Source organism: Streptomyces canus (assembly GCF_041435015.1).
GTDB classification, from domain to species: domain Bacteria; phylum Actinomycetota; class Actinomycetes; order Streptomycetales; family Streptomycetaceae; genus Streptomyces; species Streptomyces canus_G.
Genome location: NZ_CP107989.1, coordinates 1,386,421 through 1,402,258 on the forward strand (window position 1 = coordinate 1,386,421; position 15,838 = coordinate 1,402,258).

At 70.5% G+C, this 15,838-nt stretch carries 13 protein-coding genes; 9 read left to right on the top strand and 4 right to left on the bottom strand.

Going from position 1 to position 15,838, the window contains the following annotated elements; all coding sequences use genetic code 11:
* Positions 1–16: 16 nt before the first annotated feature.
* From OG841_RS06485 to OG841_RS06525, 9 genes are all read left to right on the top strand, one after another.
* A complete protein-coding gene (locus OG841_RS06485) occupies positions 17–970 on the top strand; it encodes a helix-turn-helix domain-containing protein (protein ID WP_365118720.1) in 954 nt (317 codons plus the stop codon).
* Positions 971–1,236: 266 nt separating this feature from the next.
* Positions 1,237–2,583, top strand: coding sequence for an MFS transporter (locus OG841_RS06490; RefSeq protein WP_371563973.1), 1,347 nt, complete (start codon positions 1,237–1,239; stop codon positions 2,581–2,583).
* A gap of 263 nt (positions 2,584–2,846) precedes the next feature.
* Positions 2,847–3,929 carry a PEP/pyruvate-binding domain-containing protein gene (locus OG841_RS06495; protein WP_328642335.1) on the top strand — a complete coding sequence of 361 codons (1,083 nt, stop codon included), beginning with the start codon at positions 2,847–2,849 and terminating at the stop codon, positions 3,927–3,929.
* Positions 3,930–3,979: 50 nt separating this feature from the next.
* Positions 3,980–5,821, top strand: a complete 1,842-nt coding sequence (locus OG841_RS06500; protein WP_328642334.1) for a PEP-utilizing enzyme — start codon at positions 3,980–3,982, stop codon at positions 5,819–5,821.
* Between the two features lie 27 nt (positions 5,822–5,848).
* Entirely contained in the window at positions 5,849–6,556 is a 708-nt protein-coding gene (locus OG841_RS06505; RefSeq protein ID WP_371563975.1) for an HD domain-containing protein, read from the top strand.
* A 31-nt stretch (positions 6,557–6,587) separates the two neighbouring features.
* The gene (locus tag OG841_RS06510) at positions 6,588–8,999 is read left to right on the top strand and encodes a SpoIIE family protein phosphatase (protein WP_371563977.1); all 2,412 of its coding nucleotides are present in this window, start codon (positions 6,588–6,590) and stop codon (positions 8,997–8,999) included.
* A gap of 409 nt (positions 9,000–9,408) precedes the next feature.
* On the top strand, positions 9,409–10,356 hold the full coding sequence (locus OG841_RS06515; RefSeq protein ID WP_371570591.1) for a helix-turn-helix domain-containing protein: 948 nt from the start codon (positions 9,409–9,411) through the stop codon (positions 10,354–10,356).
* Positions 10,357–10,502: 146 nt separating this feature from the next.
* Positions 10,503–12,053, top strand: coding sequence for a GMC family oxidoreductase (locus tag OG841_RS06520; protein WP_371563979.1), 1,551 nt, complete (start codon positions 10,503–10,505; stop codon positions 12,051–12,053).
* Positions 12,054–12,064: 11 nt separating this feature from the next.
* Positions 12,065–13,516 (top strand): aldehyde dehydrogenase family protein, encoded by a 1,452-nt coding sequence (locus tag OG841_RS06525; protein ID WP_365118725.1) that lies wholly within the window; start codon positions 12,065–12,067, stop codon positions 13,514–13,516.
* 359 nt (positions 13,517–13,875) lie between these two features.
* Here OG841_RS06525 and OG841_RS06530 read toward each other — a convergent pair whose 3' ends face one another.
* The 4 genes from OG841_RS06530 to OG841_RS06545 are packed head-to-tail and all read right to left on the bottom strand — an operon-like array spanning position 13,876 to position 15,796.
* The gene (locus OG841_RS06530) at positions 13,876–14,544 is read right to left on the bottom strand and encodes a TetR/AcrR family transcriptional regulator (RefSeq protein ID WP_328642329.1); all 669 of its coding nucleotides are present in this window, start codon (positions 14,542–14,544) and stop codon (positions 13,876–13,878) included.
* Positions 14,544–14,948, bottom strand: a complete 405-nt coding sequence (locus tag OG841_RS06535; protein WP_328642328.1) for a PaaI family thioesterase — start codon at positions 14,946–14,948, stop codon at positions 14,544–14,546. Before OG841_RS06535 ends, OG841_RS06530 begins: the two co-directional genes overlap by 1 nt.
* Before the next feature lie 46 nt (positions 14,949–14,994).
* Entirely contained in the window at positions 14,995–15,276 is a 282-nt protein-coding gene (locus OG841_RS06540; RefSeq protein WP_371563982.1) for an SMP-30/gluconolactonase/LRE family protein, read from the bottom strand.
* A 22-nt stretch (positions 15,277–15,298) separates the two neighbouring features.
* A complete protein-coding gene (locus tag OG841_RS06545) occupies positions 15,299–15,796 on the bottom strand; it encodes an SMP-30/gluconolactonase/LRE family protein (protein WP_371563984.1) in 498 nt (165 codons plus the stop codon).
* Between the last annotated feature and the right edge of the window lie 42 nt (positions 15,797–15,838).

Below are 15,838 nucleotides of genomic sequence, written 5' to 3' on the forward strand. Positions count from 1 at the left end.
CGCGAAGGAGACCACCATGCCGTCGATGACGACGCCACGGGACGACACGTCCGCCGGGCGCTTCGAGTTCTGGCGGGAGACCGTCCGCCGGAGCTTCGTACCGCTGGAGGCTCTGCCGGGCGATGCCTGCGACTTCCACGCGTCCCTGCACACCGCACACCTCGGCGCCGTACAGGTGTCCGTCGTGACCGCGCAGCCGCACGGTGTCATCCACACTCCCCGACACATCGCCGCCGACCAGCCCGACTTCGTCAAGGTGAGCCTCCAACTGGCGGGCCGGTGCCGACTGGCCCAGGCAGACCGGCAGGCCGAGCTCGGCCCCGGTGAGCTGGCTGTTTACGACACGCGCCAGCCGTACAGCCTCGACTTCGACCTGCCGTACCGCATGCTCGTGCTGATGTTCCCCCGCGCCCTGCTACGGCTGACCGATCAGGAACTGGCGCTCCTGAACGCCACCGCCATTTCGTGCCGTGAAGGGCTTGGTCCGGTGGTCCAGCCCCTCCTGCGCGGCCTCGCCGGCCAGGTTCGGGAACTGGAGCACCTGGGCACACCCCAGGTCGCCGACAGCGCCGTCGACCTGGTCGGCGTCCTGCTCGCACAGCACAGCCGCGCGTCCCGCGCCCTGGAGGCCGACGGGCGGGAGGTGCTCAGACAGCGCATCTTCACGTTCATGGAACAGCGGCTGGCCGACCCCGAACTGGGCCCGGACCGAATCGCGGCCGCCCACCACATCTCCCGCCGCTACCTGTACAAACTCCTGGCCGAGCAGGGGCATACCGTCTCCGGCTGGATCCGGGAGCGGCGCCTTGCCCGGTGCCGACGCGACCTCACCGATCCCGCGCTCGCCCATCTGCCCGTCGGCGCCGTGGGCAGCCGGTGGGGCTTTCCCGACCCGGCCCAGTTCAGCCACACCTTCAAGGCGGCATACGGGGTGAGCCCTCGGCAGGCGCGTACCACCGCGTACGTGTAGTCGGCCGGGCGTGGCAGCCATGCCCGGCTTCACAAGAACCCGTGCACACCACGGCAAGCTTGTCGGCTCCGCCGGGCGCACCCTTCCGACAGGAATTCCGCCCGTGGCCGTGCGTCTTTCGTCCAGTCGCCGGTCGGCGGTCTTCCGGCACGAGCGCCCCGGCGCACGAAGACAGCGCCGCAGGCCGCTCCGGCCCTCGACTCCCCCACGAGTCCGGCCGCCCGTGCCATTCAGGGACACCACTCAAGCCCGCAAGCGAGGCAATGATGCTCGACCCGACTCCCCTGCCCGGCTCCGACCGTGGCGCGGACCGCGCGGCGCGCCGCTACGAGAACAAACTGCTCCTCATCCTGTTCCTCACCTTCGGCTTCGTCTTCTTCGACCGGCAAGCACTGCTCTTCCTCATCCCGTTCATCAACAAGGACTTCCACCTGTCCAACACCGCACTGGGCACACTCTCCGGCGTGCTGGCCCTGGCCTGGGCGCTGTCGGGGATGTTCTCGGGCCGACTGGTGGACCGGCTCGGCAGACGCAAGCCCGTCATCATCGCCGCCGTGCTGCTGTTCTCCGCCTTCTCGGCGGTGGGCGGTCTGGTCGCGGGGTTCGCGGCGCTGCTGGTCGCGCGTGCCCTGATGGGAACGGCCGAGGGCGCCGTGCTGCCGTCGGCGCAGTCCCTGATGGTCGAGGCGTCCCAGGAGCACAGGCGCGGGCTGAACATGGGACTGCTGCAGGGCTCCTCGGCCGGCCTGCTCGGCGGCATCCTGTGCCCGCTGGTGGTCGTGTGGGTGGCGGAGCACTACCACTGGCGCACCGCGTTCCTCGTGACCGTCGTCCCGGGCATGCTGCTCGCCCTCTGGATCTGGCGGTCCGTGAAGGAGGTGCCGCCGGGCGGTGTCGTGGCGGCCGCGGAGACCGCGCCGGTCGGCGCGGCCTGCGCTCCGGCCGACCGGAAACCGGGGATCCGTGAGATCCTCGGGCACCGCAACATCGTCCTGTGCGTGCTGATCTCCTGCGCCTACATGACCTGGTTCTTCGTCATCGTCACCTTCACCCCGGTGTACCTCACCACGGTGAAGGGCTTCTCGCCGGGCACGATGAGCACGGTCATGACCTGCTTCGGGGTCGCCTGGGTCATATGGGGCTTCCTCACTCCGGCCGTCTCGGACCGTTTCGGGCGGAAGGCCACCCTGATCGCGTTCACCGCCGTCGCCGCGGTCTGTCCGCTGGCCGTGATGTACGTGGGCAGCCCGCTGCTGCTCGGCGTACTCGTTCTCCTCACGTACACCGGTCTGGGCTGCTTCACCCTGTTCATGGCGACGATCCCTGCCGAGACCGTGCCTCGGGGCGCGCTCGCCACCGCGCTGGGACTGGTCATGGGCATCGGTGAGCTCGCCGGCGGCTTCCTCGCTCCAGTGATCGCCGGGTGGGCGTCGGACACCTGGGGACTGCAGGCCGCCATGTACATCTCCGCGGCGGGCGCCGTGGTCGTCGTACTGCTGTCCCTCGGCCTGCGCGAGACGGCCCCGGCGGTCCTGCGCCGCCGGTCCGCCTCGGCCCCGTCCGGCCTGAGCGCGTCGCCCGACCGGGCTCCGGCCGACTCCGGGGCCGCCTGAGCACCACGTGATCGTCGCCTGAGCACCACGCGATCGGCCCTGTCTCCACCTCTGATGCGAGGCGGGAGCCGGGGCCGATTTCCTGGCAGGGGCGAAGGTCCCGGGTTACCAACGGAATTCACTGACCTGCGGAAACGTAACCCACGTCGGGTGGACTTCCGCCTGGCACGACGCCTGCCGGGCCACCGACTGCCGTCGCCGCACACACGCCGTAAGCTCAATGGGGGATGCCGTGCAGCCGTGTCAGTGCGGAGAACCCTTCCATGACCGACCAGTACACCCTCGCATTCGATTCCGGTGCCGATCCCTCCACCGCCCGGGTCGGCGGCAAGTGCGCCGGTCTGCTGACGATGACCCGCTGCGGGGTACCGGTGCCGCCCGGGTTCGCGGTGACCACTGATGCCTTCGACGCCGTACTCGACGGCGGCGGTCCTCGTGCGGAGATCGGCTCCGTCCTCGCCGGGCTCGACCCCTCCGACACGGCCGACACCGAAAGGCGTGCCGCCGAGGTCCGCGGGCTGATCACAGGCCGGCCCGTACCGCCCCCGGTCGCTACGGCCGTCACCGCGGCCTACCGAGTCCTCGGGGCGGCCGGGGACGTCCCCGTGTCCGTGCGGTCGAGCGCCGAGATGGAGGACCTGCCGGCCATCAGCTTCGCCGGGCAGTACGACACGTACCTGGGGGTCCGCGGGGCCGACGCCGTCGTCGACGCCGTACGCCGCTGCTGGGCGAGCCTGTGGACGGCACGGGCGATCACCTACCGTGCCGCACGCGGGGTGCCCGAGCTGGGGCTGAGCATGGCGGTCGGCGTGCAGGCAATGGTCGACGCCCGCACCGCCGGTGTGGCCCTGACCGTGAACCCGGCCGACGGCGACCCGTCGAAGATCGTCATCGACGCCGCCTGGGGACTCGGCGACCCGGTGGTGTCCGGCGGGACGACCCCCGACAACTACGTCGTGGACAAGGTGCTGCTCGTTCCCGTGAAGACGACCCTGTCGCCGATCCACCACGAGCTGGTCCTCGCTCCGGACGGGCACGGCCTCGTCCGACGTGCGGTCGAGGACGCCCGACGGAGGCAGGCGTGCCTGGCGCCCGCCGAAATCACCGCGGTCGCCGAGCTGGCCAAGAGAGTCGAGCGCCACTACGGCTGCCCGCAGGACATCGAGTGGGCCATCGCCTGTGACGCGGCCCTGCTCCCGGACGGCGGCCCCCGAGTGCTGCTGCTCCAGGCGCGGTCCGAGACGTTCTGGAGTCGCAGACCACGCGCGAGAGCCGCGGTGGTGCCCGGGGCGGGCGTCTCCAGCATCGCCGACACCATGCTCGGACTCGGGACCCTCCCGACCTGAGCGACTCGACCCCAGGCCCAGCCATCATCGGCCCGACGAAGGGATCTCGCATGGCGACCCAGCAGCGCACGTCGTCCGGACAGCACACGAGCTTCCCCAGCCCCTACGAGCAGCCGGCGCCCGAGGGAGCCGAGGACTGGCGGAGCCTGTACCCCTACAACGTGCTCTTCCAGCCCGAGCGGCGTGCCATGGAGGAGGCGAAGTTCTGGTTCTGCGACAGCCAGCACTGGCCCACGGTGCTCAAACCGTTCGAGACGATCGGCCCCGAACTGTCGACGAAGTGCCTGGGCCAGTTCAACACCCGGTACTTCCTCGTACCGCCCGCCAACGGCCTGGAATGCCGCATCCACCAGGGCTACGTCTACCACAGCCCGGTCACGGTCGATCCGGACGAGGCGGCGGCGAGGGTGCCGGAGTTCCTCCGGCGCGCCGGGTACTACTTCAAGCACTGGGACGCGCTGCTGGTCAACTGGAAACGCAAGGTTCTCGCCACGATCCGGGAGCTGGAGGCTCTCCGGTTCGGCGAACTGCCCGACGCCCAGCCGTACGAGGAGATCGAGCGCGGCACCGGGCTGGACGCGACCGACACCCTGCTCGGCGGGTACGACAGGCTCCTGGCGCTGTGCCATCGGGCCTGGCAGTACCACTTCGAGTTCCTCAACCTCGGCTACGCGGCCTACCTGGACCTCTTCCAGGCGTGCAGACAGTGGTTCCCCGGTATCCCCGACCAGGCCGTCGCGACCATGGTCCAAGGCGTGGACATGGAACTGTTCCGCCCGGACGACGAGCTGAAGCGACTGGCGAAACTCGCCGTCGAACTCGGCCTGGACCACCTGCTGACCGCCCCCGGACCGGCCCCCGGCCAGGACACCCTCGACACCGTCGCGTCGGCGCCGAGGGGCGAGGACTGGCTGGTTGCCTGGGAGACGGCCCGCGACCCGTGGTTCAACTTCACCTCCGGCAACGGCTTCTATGCCGACGACCGGTACTGGCGGGACGATCCCGCGCTCCCCCTGGGCTACATCCATGACTACGTCCTGCGGCTGCGCCGGGGCGAGTACATCGATCGGCGCGTGGCCGAACTCGTCGCCGAACGAGACCGGATCACGGGCGAGTACGCCGCCCTGCTCGACCCCGCACAGCGCGCGGACTTCGAAGCCAAACTGCGGCTCGCCCGACAGGTCTACCCGTATGTGGAGAACCACAACTTCTACATCGAGCACTGGACCATGGGCGTCTTCTGGCGCAAGACCCGCCAACTGTCCGCACTCCTGCACCGGGCGGGCTTCTGGCCCGGCGAGAACGACATGCTGTACCTCACGCGCGACGAGGCCCGCGTCGCATTGTTCGACTTCGCGTCCGGCTGGGCGCGGGGCTCCGCGCCCCTTGGCCCCGACCACTGGCCGCCCGAGGTGGAACGGCGGCGGCGAATCGTGCGTGCCCTCGCGTCCCGGCGCCCGGAACCGGCGCTGAACCGGCCGCCGGCGGCCGTCACGGAACCGTTCAGCATCATGCTGTGGGGCATCACCAGCGAACGCGTCCGGTCCTGGCTGACGGACCTGGACACCACCGGTGACCTGATCGGCCTGGCCGCCTCACCCGGACGCGCGGAAGGCCCGGCCCGGATCGTCCGCGGCCCCGCCGAGCTGGATCTCGTACAGGACGGAGAGATCCTCGTCGCGCCGGTCACCGCGCCCAGCTGGGCCCCGGTGTTCGGGCGGATACGAGCCACCGTGACCGACATAGGCGGGGTGATGTCGCACGCCGCCATCGTCTGCCGCGAGTACTCCCTGCCCGCTGTGACGGGGACCGGGTCGGCGTCCACCCGTATCAGGACGGGGCAGCGGATCCGGGTCGACGGCACGGCCGGCACCGTCACCGTCCTCGACTGAGTCTGCCCGCACCAAAAGGAGACCGGCATGCCCCCCACACCGCTTCCTGTCCTCCCGCTCGTCCCGTCGCTCGTCCCCCCGGCGGACAAGGTGCCCGCGCTGGTGCGCCTGACCGGGGTCGAACAGGAGATCTGGGACCGAGCCCTGCCGTATCTCGACGTGCGGGACAACGACGCGCACTCACTCCACGCCTACGGCCTCGCGGGCGCGCTGCTGACCGCGATGCCGCAGGCCCGCGCCGAAGTGGTGCTCCCCGCGATCCTGCTGCACGACACCGGCTGGAAGACCGTCGACCCGGCACGCATCCTGCCCGCCATCGCCCCCGGCTCCCACGACCCCGAGACCGTCCGCCGACACGAGACCGAGGGCTCCGTCATCGCCCACCGCATCCTCACCGACCTCGGATACCCGCAGGACGTCACCGCGCGGATCACGGAGATCGTCGACGGCCACGACACCCGGCGGCACGCCCTCAACGCCGACGACGCAGTGGTCAAGGACGCTGACAAGCTGTGGCGGCTCACCCCGCACGGGCTGCGGACCGTCGGCTCCTGGTTCCGCCTCGACGCCGAGCAGACGCTGCGACTGGTCCTGTCCGTCACCTACGACCGGCTGCTCACCGAAACGGGCCGCGCGATCGGCCGAGCGCTGGCCGCCTGCGCGGGGTTCGACCACGGCCCGCGGCCGGGGTTCACGGCCCGGACCCCACCGGCTGGCGGTGACCATACAGGTTGATTATGGGCATCGCGGGCACCACGCTGGACGCATGGACACATCGCGCGCCCTCGGGCTGGTCGTGACCGACCATGACGGCCTGATCACGGGGTGGAGCCGGGGGGCGGAACAGCTGCTGGGCCACACGGCCGCGGAGGCCGCGGGGCAGCCGGTCGCGGAGCTGCTGGGGCTGGAGGACGCCGCGGGCCCCGAGGAACGCCACATGGCGCTCCCCGTGCGGGACAGGGACGGGAGCCTGCTGACGCTGCCGGTCTCCAGCTACCCACTGGCCGATGGCATGGCCGGGTGCGAAACGAGGCCCGGTTCAATCCTGGTCGTCGGCCCACCGCCGACAGGGGACGCGCTACAGGAGCGGGAGGCGCTGTCCACGTGGACCCTCGAAGCCTCGCCGTTGGCACTCACGGTCTATGACACCGACCTGCGCTGTGTGTGGCAGAGCGACCGGATGCGCCGCCTGAGCGGACTCTCCGACGAGGAACGGCGCGGGCGCCGCCTCACCGATGTTCTGCCCGCCCCGGACGCGGCGAGGTGGGAGGAGCGGGTACGGCGGGCTCTGCTGACGGGCGAGGAGCAGACCGACGAGATCAGGGGCAGCAACCCGGCGGCGTCCCCCACCCGGGTCTTCGGTGTCTCCGCGACGCCACTGCGGGACGAACGGGGCCAGACGCTCGGTGTCTGCACCACCGTGACGGACGTCACCCGCGCCAGCCGCGACCGAGAGCGCCTGGCCCTGCTGAACGACGCGAGCGTCCGCGTCGGCAGCACCCTGGACGTGACCCAGACCGGCCGGGAGCTGACCGAGGTGGTGGTGCCCCGGTTCGCCGACTTCGCCCGCGTCGACCTGCTGGAAGTCCTGCTCAGGGGAGACGAGCCCGCTCCCGGGCCGATCGCCGGGGCCGTCCGGCTGCGCCGGATCGCGGAGCTGAACCTGTTCGAGGGCGTTCTGGAGGCGCAGACCACCGCCGGCGACTCCGACGTCTATCTCGTCAACTCACCCGCGGCACTGTGCCTGGCCAGCGGACGCTCGGCGATGTACCGGACCGAGGACCCGGTGATCCGCGCCTGGGCGGCCCTGAGCCCGGCCCGGCAGGCGAAGATCGCCCGGTTCGGGACGCACTCGTGGATGCTACTGCCCGTCAGGGCCCGCGGAACGACGCTCGGCGTGGTCATGCTCACCCGAACCCGCGAGACTCCAGAGCCCTTCGAGCCCGGCGACCTCCCCCTGGCCGAGGATCTGGTGGCCCGGGCGGCGGTGTGCCTGGACAACGCGCGGCGGTTCACCCGGGAGCGGACGGCGGCACTCGCGCTTCAGCGAAGTCTGCTTCCGCGCCGGCTGCCGCACCAGTCGGCGGTGCAGGTGGCCTCGCGCTATCTGCCCGCGTCACCGAGCATCGGGGTGGGGGGCGACTGGTACGACGTGATCCGTCTGTCGGGTGAGCGGGTGGCCCTGGTGGTCGGGGACGTGGTGGGACACGGGATCCACGCGGCGGCGGCGATGGGGCGGCTTCGAACCGCCGTACGTACCCTCGCGGACGTGGATCCGACCCCGGACGAATTGCTGACCCGACTGGACGACCTGGTGATCCAGCTCTCCGCGGAGTCGGACGGTGACCGGGACGACGATCTGGCGACGAACATCGGTGCGACGTGTCTGTACGCGGTGTACGACCCGGTGTCGCGGCGGTGTTCGCTGGCCCGGGCCGGTCACCCGGCGCCTGTTCTGGTGGCACCTGACGGGGCGGCCGGCTTCCTGGAGGTCCCGGCCGGACCGCCGCTCGGCCTGGGAGGTGTGCCGTTCGAGTCGGTAGAGGTGACGCTGTCGCCGGGAAGTCTGCTGGCGCTGTACACCGACGGCCTGGTCGAGGCCCGACAGCGCGACCTGGACGCGGGCCTGGAGGTGCTGCGAACAGCGCTGACCGTGCCCGCCGACTCGCTGGAGGACGTGTGCGAACACGTGGTGAGGACGGCGCTGCCGAACAGCCCCGTCGATGACGCGGCGTTGTTGCTGGTGCGGACCAGGGCGCTGGACGGGCGGCGGGTCGCGGCGTGGGATATCGCGGCAGACGCGGCGGCTGTGTCGCGGGTGCGTTCGGAGAGCGTGCGCAGGATGGTGTCCTGGGGTCTGCAGGAGGCCGCGTTCGTGACCGAACTGGTGGTCAGCGAGCTGGTGACGAACGCCATCCGGTACGGCGCGCCCCCGATCCAGCTGCGGCTGATCCATGACCACGTGCTGACCTGCGAGGTCTCGGACGCGAGCACTACCGCGCCGCACATGCGGCGAGCTCGGGTGTTCGACGAGGGGGGACGAGGCCTGCTGCTCGTCGCCCAGCTGACGCAGCGATGGGGGACCCGGCAGACCTCGACGGGCAAGACCATCTGGTGCGAGCAGGCCCTGCCGACCGAGGTGGGTGCCGTCGGGCCGGAGTCGGCCGAGGCGGCCTGACCCGGTCCACAGCCGACCCGGGAACGACCGGCGAAACCGGCCGCGTTCCCAGCAGGTGACTCCACCGCCCTCCCGGGCGCAACCGTTCAAGGACAGAACCACATGCTCACTCGGTGAGATCGCCGAGACCACCCGGAAAGGCGTGCACGGTTCACCTGCTGTCGGAAGCTCCGTCCGCGCCGTCCACGGCCACGCCACCCTGTACACCCGGCCCTCCGCCATCACCGAGAAGCGCGCCGGGTTCTCGCGCTCGCCACGGAGTCATTTCGTCGGTTCGACGACCTCTGGGAGCGGCCGGGCCAAGGGCGGAGGCTGTCCCTGCACCGGGGGACGCGACGGCTGTATGCCAAGACACCTGTTTTGTCGTACTGTGCGCCAATCCGACGGAAGGAGGACTCCCGTGCCCACCATGACCACGCCGCCCGACGGGACTCCTGCAGAACGCTTCGACTTCTGGCGGACGCTCATCGGAAACAGCTTCGTCCCCCTGGAGGCGGTGCCCCGCGAGACGCCGGACTTCCGAGGGCGTCTGCGCAGCGCCCGGCTCGGCCCGGTGCAGGTCTCGGTCGTCGAAGCGAATGCCCACGGTGTGGCTCATACGCGTCGGCACATCGACCCCGATCTGCCGGACTTCGTGAAGGTGAGCCTGCAGTTGTCGGGGCAGTGTGTGCTGGCGCAGAATGACCGGCAGGTGCTCCTGCAGCCGGGCGGACTGGCGCTTTACGACACCCGCTTTCCCTACACACTCGAGTTCCAGGACACCTATCGTCAGCTCGTCCTCATGCTGCCCAGAGCCCTGCTCAGGCTCCCCGAGCAAGGGCTCGAGCGAGTCACGGCGGTCCCTGTGCCCTGCCAGACAGGTATCGGGCCGGTCGTTCTGCCCTTCCTGGGAGGGCTGGCGCAGCAGGTGGAGGAGCTGGAGTGCGTGGCGGCGCCACGGTTCGCGGACACCGTCGTCGACCTGCTCCAGACTCTCCTGGCACCGTACGGCGAGGTCCCGCGGGATGTCCGCGAGGAAGGCCGGGACGCACTCACCCGGCGGATCCTGATGTACATGGAGCAGCGGCTGCCCGATCCGCACCTCGGTCCCGACGAGATCGCCGCCGCCCACCACATCTCCCGCCGATACCTCTACAAGCTCCTGGCCGAGCAGGGACACACCGTCTCCGGCTGGATCCGGGAGCGGCGCCTTGCCCAGTGCCGCCGCGATCTCGCCGACCCCGCGCTGGCCCATCTGGCGGTCGCCGCCATCGGTGGCCGCTGGGGCTACCCCGACCCCGCGTATTTCAGTCACGCCTTCAAGTGCGCGTACGGCGTGAGCCCGCGTGAGGCGCGCATGACGCCCCAGCGCCCGTAGCCGACCGTCGGCGTCAGCACCGTCTTCGCCGTGCACGCCGCCTGTAGCGGCGAGAAGGAGCCGGCCAGCCCTTTGTGCCCGCCGCCGCAAGGCATCGTGCACAGGACCACAAGCCTGCACCCGGCTGATGGAGCGACGCTCACCGCATGCGAGCCGCACACACCGAATACGACCACATCGTGGTCGGCGCCGGGTCCGCGGGCTGCGCCGTCGCGCGCAGGCTCATCGACGCCGGCCGAAGCGTTCTGCTGATCGAGACGGGCGGCCGGGACGACAACCCGGCCATCCACGACCCGGGCCGCCTGTGGGAGCTCTGGAACTCCCCCCAGGATCACGCCTTCACCACCGAGCCTCAACGGCACGCGAACGGGGCCCAGGTGTTCTGGCCGCGGGGCAAGGTCCTCGGCGGATCCAGCGCCCTCAACGGCATGATCTACGTCCGGGGCCACCGCTCCGACTACGACGACTGGGCGATGCGGTACGGCGCGACCGGCTGGTCGTACGACGAGGTGCTGCCCTACTTCAAACGCTCGGAGGACTTCGAGGACGGCCCCTCCGCCTACCACGGCGCAGGCGGCCCCCTGCCCGTCACCCGCAACCATTCGCCCAACCCCGTCACCAGTGCGTTCATGGCGGCCTGCGAGCAGTACGGAATCCCCTACAACGACGACTGCAACGCCGAAGAGATCCTCGGCGTGAACCTCATCCACCGCACCATCCGCGACGGCAGACGGGTCAGCGCCTGGACAGCCTTCGTACAGCCGGTCCTCGACAACCCCCTCCTCACGGTACGGACCGGAGCGCTGGTCACCCGCGTCCTCGTCGCAGGCGGCCGCGCCGTCGGCGTCGAGGTGTTCCACGAGGGCCACACGGACACCGTCCGCTGCTCGGGTGATGTGGTCCTGTCCGCCGGCACCATCGGCTCGGCGCAGCTGTTGCTGCTCAGCGGCATCGGCCCCGCCGACGAGCTGCGCGCCCTCGGCATCGGTGTGACCGCCGACCTGCCCGGGGTGGGCGGGAATCTGCACGACCACACCCTGACGCCGGTGGTGTGGGAGTCCGCCAGGGCTGTGCCCGAGGGCACAGCGAACAAGCTGGAGGCCCACTACTTCGCCAAGACCGACCCATCCTTGCCCGCACCCGACCTGCAGCCCCTCATGTCCCACGTACCGCTGCCCGTGTCGGGGCAGACGGTGCCGGAGGAGGGCCACGGCTACTCCGTGCTGGCCGGCACGATCCGACCGCTCAGCAGGGGCCGACTCTGGCTGCGCTCCGCCGACCCCACGCAGGCACCGGCGCTCGACCCGAACCATTTCGCCGAGCCGGGCGATCTCACCGCCATGGTGGAAGCGGTCAAGCAAGTCCGCGAGATAGGGGCGCAGCGCGCACTCGGCGACTGGCGGTCGAAGGAGATCGCGCCGGGTCCGGGCATCCACACGGACGCCGAGATCGCCGCATACATCAAGCGCAACCTGCTCAGCTACCACCACCAGGTCGGCACCTGCCGCATGGGCACAGGCTCCGCAGCGGTCGTCGACCCCCGCCTGGCCGTCCACGGCCTTACGGGACTGCGGGTCGCCGACGCCTCCGTCATGCCGGCCGTCACCTCCGGCAACACTCACGCGCCCGCGGTCATGATCGGCGAGCGGTGTGCCGGCTTCGTCCTCGATCCACAGGAATTCGACGCACAGCGATGAGGAGCACAGCAATGGGGAGTACAGCAATGGGGCAGACCCTCTTCATCGGCGGCACCTGGCTGTCGGCCGCCTCCGGCGCCGAGTTCGACACCGTCGACCCGGCGACCGGCCAGCCGCACGCCCGCTGCGCCGAGGCCGGGCCACTTGACGTGGACGACGCCGTCACCGCCGCCCGCGCGGCGCTCGAAAGCCCCGCCTGGGCAGGACTCGCGCCCGCCGAACGCGCCCGCGTCCTGTGGCGCGTGGGCGACCTGATCGACGAACACGCCGAGGAACTGGCCGAGTTGGAGACCCGCGATCAGGGCCAGCCGCTCGGGATCTCACGGATGGTGAGCGTCAGGAGCGCGGCGGAGCACTTCCGTTACTACGCCGGATGGGTCACCAAGCTCTACGGTGAGACGGCGCCCGTGTCCTTCCCGAACGTGCTGCAGTACACGAAGCGGGAGCCGGTCGGCGTCTGTGCCCTCATCACGCCTTGGAACTTCCCGCTCATGATCGCGAGTTGGAAGATCGCACCCGCCCTGGCGTGCGGCAACACGGTCATCGTGAAGCCCGCCGAACAGACACCCATGACGACGGTCCGGCTGGTGGAGCTGTGCCAGGAGGCGGGCTTGCCGGACGGTGTGGTGAACCTGCTGACCGGCGGCCCGGAGGCCGGCCGCGCCCTGGTCGAGCACCCGGGCGTCGACAAGGTGTCCTTCACCGGCTCCACGGAGACCGGCCGCGCGATCGTGCGGGCCTCGGCCGGCAATCTGAAGCGGGTCTCATTGGAGCTGGGCGGCAAGGCGCCGAGCATCGTGCTGCCCGACGCCGATCTCGACGCGGCCGTCGCCGGCTGCCTGCAGGGTGCGCTCCTCAACAGCGGCCAGGTGTGCGCCGCATACACCCGCTTCCTCGTCCACCGCTCCCTCGCCGACGAGTTCGCCGAACGCTGCGCCAAGGCCGTCAGCGAGATGAGAATCGGACCGGGCAGCGCGCCGGAGACGGAACTCGGCCCGCTGGTCACCGCCGACCACCTCGCCCATGTCGACGCACTGGTCCGCAGCGGCGTCGAGGAGGGGGCGACCCTGCTCACCGGCGGATCTCGCGCCGAAGACCTCCCCGGTTACTTCTACCGACCCACCGTCTTCACCGGCGTGAGCGACGACATGCGCATCGCCCGCGAGGAGATCTTCGGCCCCGTGCTCTGCGTCCTTCCCTACGACGACGAGGACGAGGCCGTCGCCCGCGCCAACGACACCGAATACGGCCTCGCAGCCGCAGTCTGGACCCGTGACGTGGCCGCCGCCCACCGCCTCGCCGGGAACATCCGCGCCGGAACGGTCTTCATCAACATGCCCAACCCCGTGGACGCCTCGGCCCCCTGGGGCGGCTTCGGCGCCAGTGGCTGGGGCCGCGAGATGGGGAGCGGCGCGCTCGACCTGTATACCGAGGTCAAGAGCGTTTGGACGTCTCTGGCATAACTCCCACGCCCGAGAGCTGGTACACGGGCATGCAAGCTCGCGAGCTTGCCGTGGGCTTCGGCCTCGCAGCAGCGGAACACATCGTGCAGCAAAGCCGGCCGCTTCGGCTGGCAGAAGCCCTGAGGCGCCGCGCTCTGCACCGGATCAGGCGACTTCGGAATCAATCTGCGCGCGATGCGGACTGATGTCCCGTCGCTCTCTCTGGGTGCGATGTCCGCGCCCTTCACGGCGAAGTAGTACGCGACCTCCTCGCGGAGGTCGCGTTCCCGCCAAGACCACCGATACCGCCGGTGCTGCCGACGACGAGGGACCGCCGGTCCCGGACATGCCAAGCCTGCGCAGGGCGCGGCACCCGCACTTCAGCCCAAGCGCAGCACATCGGCGATCGAGGGTGTGGACGCCTGGGACGCGGTGAGAAGGGCGCCATGGACGGCTGAGGACGCCGCCCGTCTGACATACCGGTCCCTGTCCGAAGGCCAGGCATCGCGCTCTTGGTGGATCAGAAGAGAAACCGCCCCGTGCACGCCGGCACACAGCACTCTGGCGGTTTCGGTCTTGCTCTCCACAGGGACCCCGGCATCACGACAGGCCGCGACCTTGTCCCGGAAATAGCGGAAGCACGCGTCCTCGTTCTGGCGGCTGGCTTCGGTGGCCTCACCGGCCATCACCAATCGGTACGGGGATGGATGACGCAGTCCGAACGCGATGTAGGCGGCACACGTTTCATGGAGCGCCGTCACGGGGTCCGCGATGTCCCGGGACACTGCTTCCAACTCGATGAACAGGGAGCTCCACACACGCAGGCACGCCGCATGGACGAGTTCCCGCTTCGAGGCGAAGTGGAGGTAGACGGCCGGCGGGCTGACCCCCGCGCGCGTCGCCACTGCCCGGATCGTCAGCGCGTCGGCGCCACCGTCTTCGAGGAGGTGGTCGGCGATGTCGAGAAGCTGGTTCCGGAGCAGGCCGCCGTGCCCCTTGGCGGCGCGAACTCGAGCGGCGCGATGTTCTGACGGTGCGTCACCGGGCATCAGGGCGCCTTCGGTTTGACGCTCGTGACCACTTGGGTCACCCGTGCGCACAGTTCGCCTTCGTCATCATGGATGTTGACCTCGACGACACTGTTGCGCCCCACCCGCAAGGGACGAGCCGTCGCGACGACGCTCGTGCGTGCCGGCCGGAGAAAGTGCGTGCTCGACTCGACAGTGGCCGGCGCGGCGCCGGCTGGACCGTTGAGGGCGGCGCACACGGCGGCACACACATCGGCGAGCCCCATCAACGCCCCTCCATGGAGGCCACCACCCACGGTGGAGAGGGAGAGGTCGTGCACCAGCCTGGCTCGCACGCCGACTTCCGAGATCTCCTCGAACACGACTCCGAGCGTCTTGGCGTACGGCGCCAGCGCGTAGACATCTTCGGCTTCAAGTGTGGGCACAGGCTGCTCCCGTCTGAGTTAACGGCGATAACTTATCGACGTCAACTCAGGTCGTCAATCTCAGAGCCGGCCCCGCCAGGAAGAGCCCGCCGTTCCCCGGACCGGCGCCGGGAAGTCGAGCACCGCGCCGGAGTACGCGGTCGGGTTCTTCACCCCGTGGCGGCCGTGGTGACGAACAGGCGATTGCGTCGGGGGGCAGGCACACCGACGTGGGATGCGGGGCGGTGACGGTCAGGGTGTGGAGGAGGTGGCCGTCGGGGTGGTAGCGGCGGACCGCCCCGGCGCCCCACAGGGCGACCCACAGACATCCCTCCGCGTCGACGGTCATACCGTCGGGGCTGCCTTCGTCGTCACGCAGGTGGGCGAAGGTTTCCGGGCTGCCCAGGAGATCGCCCGAGCGGGTCGATCCGGCAGCGCAGGATGGTTCCGGCGGCCGTGTCGGCGAGGTACATGGTGGTGCCGTCCGCGGTGAACGCCGGGCCATTGGCGATGGTCAGGCCGTCGAGGACGCGTGCCACCGTGCCGTCGGGGTCCGTGCGGTACAGCGAACCCGCCCCGGGGGTGCCGTCGTAGGCCATGCTGCCGGCCCAGAAGCGACCCGCGGGGTCGGCGACGCCGTCGTTCATGCGGCTGGGGAACGGGGTGCGGTCCTCGGGTCGGTCCAGCCAGTCCAGGGCGCCGTCGGGGGTGAGCAGCGCGATGCCGGTGCCCGCGGTGGCGATCCAGGTGTCCGGTCGGCCGTGCACCGGCGCGACGGCCCCCAACGGTACGTCGAGACCGGCGAGTCGAGTCGGCTCGGTGTCGTCGCGCAGTTCGAGGAGCCGACCGCTGAGGATGTCGACGTACACCTAGCGACCGTCGAACCAGCGGCTGCCCTCGGCGAGTTCGTA

Coding starts and splice junctions, on each gene's coding strand:
- OG841_RS06495 (WP_328642335.1), top strand. CDS start 2,847: ATGACCGACCAGTACACCCTCGCATTCGATTCCGGTGCCGATCCCTCC.
- OG841_RS06490 (WP_371563973.1), top strand. CDS start 1,237: ATGCTCGACCCGACTCCCCTGCCCGGCTCCGACCGTGGCGCGGACCGC.
- OG841_RS06540 (WP_371563982.1), bottom strand. CDS start 15,276: ATGACCGTCGACGCGGAGGGATGTCTGTGGGTCGCCCTGTGGGGCGCC.
- OG841_RS06510 (WP_371563977.1), top strand. CDS start 6,588: ATGGACACATCGCGCGCCCTCGGGCTGGTCGTGACCGACCATGACGGC.
- OG841_RS06530 (WP_328642329.1), bottom strand. CDS start 14,544: ATGCCCGGTGACGCACCGTCAGAACATCGCGCCGCTCGAGTTCGCGCC.
- OG841_RS06485 (WP_365118720.1), top strand. CDS start 17: ATGCCGTCGATGACGACGCCACGGGACGACACGTCCGCCGGGCGCTTC.
- OG841_RS06520 (WP_371563979.1), top strand. CDS start 10,503: ATGCGAGCCGCACACACCGAATACGACCACATCGTGGTCGGCGCCGGG.
- OG841_RS06500 (WP_328642334.1), top strand. CDS start 3,980: ATGGCGACCCAGCAGCGCACGTCGTCCGGACAGCACACGAGCTTCCCC.
- OG841_RS06525 (WP_365118725.1), top strand. CDS start 12,065: ATGGGGAGTACAGCAATGGGGCAGACCCTCTTCATCGGCGGCACCTGG.
- OG841_RS06515 (WP_371570591.1), top strand. CDS start 9,409: ATGACCACGCCGCCCGACGGGACTCCTGCAGAACGCTTCGACTTCTGG.
- OG841_RS06505 (WP_371563975.1), top strand. CDS start 5,849: ATGCCCCCCACACCGCTTCCTGTCCTCCCGCTCGTCCCGTCGCTCGTC.